The 1,338-nt window shown below is 33.6% G+C and carries 2 protein-coding genes; both read right to left on the bottom strand.

Going from position 1 to position 1,338, the window contains the following annotated elements:
* Positions 1–1,144 (bottom strand): DUF4158 domain-containing protein (locus KQI94_RS16010; RefSeq protein ID WP_216454648.1); only part of this gene is annotated, 1,144 nt, incomplete at its 3' end.
* A gap of 3 nt (positions 1,145–1,147) precedes the next feature.
* Positions 1,148–1,338 (bottom strand): helix-turn-helix domain-containing protein (locus tag KQI94_RS16005; protein WP_216454646.1); only part of this gene is annotated, 191 nt, incomplete at its 5' end.

Below are 1,338 nucleotides of genomic sequence, written 5' to 3'. Positions count from 1 at the left end.
TTTCTAAATAGCCATGATTTTTATTACCTGTAATTTTTTTAGCTTCTTCTCCATCTTGTACTAAATCTTCCCAAGGCATGATTCGTTCAATTTCGTCAAAAGGATTACTATCATTATCTTTTGCAAAGTGAAGAGCATCAATTAAAGAAGCATAATGTTCCAATTTTTTAGTAGCCAATTTTCCTTTTTCTTTTAACTGTTCTTGTGAATCACGTGTCCCTTTGCGTTTAATACTTGCTAAAATGCGGTCATTAATCTCAATCAGTTGATCGATCAGATATTGATGATGATTGACTAAAAAAGCAATAAGTAAAGAGTATCTTTTTTCAAGCTCAAAACGGGAGAAGTCATATGCATCATAATTTTCCCCTAGTCTAGCTAGCTGAAGAAACCTGTTCCGATTAATATGGGAGACATTAATTGTCCCGAGTCCCATGGAAGCAATCACTTCCACTTTTTTACAAATACTCATAAAGCTTTCTGGATTTGCCTTACCTGGAATGTCTTTTAGCCAAGCGAGTTTAGTTATTTTCGTCTCTTCATAAATTTGAAACAAACTCTCTAGTTTTTCAATTTGTATATCTGTTAATGAACAGAGTAATATTGAAAATAAGTTGTTTTCTGCTTTATCTCGACAGCGGCTTATAATGTCTTCAAGTGTAGCTATAGATGGAAAAATAATTCTTTTTCGAGTTAAGAAATCAATTGTTTTTTTCATTAGATAGATAGAGTCATCATTTTCTAAAGCTAGTTCAATTAAATATTCTATTAACTGTTTTTGTGTATTAGCACTACCGAATCGATGATAGTTGAATACTTCTAAGATCTCGTTGAAGTGATTTGCACGTGTATTTCTATGATCATATGAATTTAAATCAATTGCATCAAGATGGAGCTGTCGACTCACATAAGAAGTTAGTCTGGTTGATTTAATCGGCCAATTACTTAAAGAACACCCAGGATACCGGGCCAAACAAAGTTGTATCGCAAATCCTAGTTTATTGACCTTTCCACGGTGTTGATTAATAACCTCCAGATCATAATCAGAAAAACTAAAATACGCTTTAAAATCCTCTTCTGATAAGTGGTCTACAGAAAGAAGTTGTTCACGCTGTGAAGTAGTTAAAATTCTTTTCATAGCCATATCTTAAGCATTCCTTTTATTGAGGTAACGGTAAAAGGTTGTTTTGCTTAATTTAGAGGCATCAAGAATTTGACGAATAGAATACTCTTTGCTGTCATACATTTTTAAAGCTAAATCAATTGATAGCTTACCTTTACTTGGACGGCCCCCTTTTTTTCCTCGGACTCTGGCTGCCTTAAGACCAGAGTTAGTTC

This window comes from Enterococcus sp. S183_ASV_20 (assembly GCF_018919685.1).
Lineage (GTDB): Bacteria > Bacillota > Bacilli > Lactobacillales > Enterococcaceae > Enterococcus > Enterococcus faecalis.
This window is presented reverse-complemented; position numbering and strand designations above follow the sequence as displayed.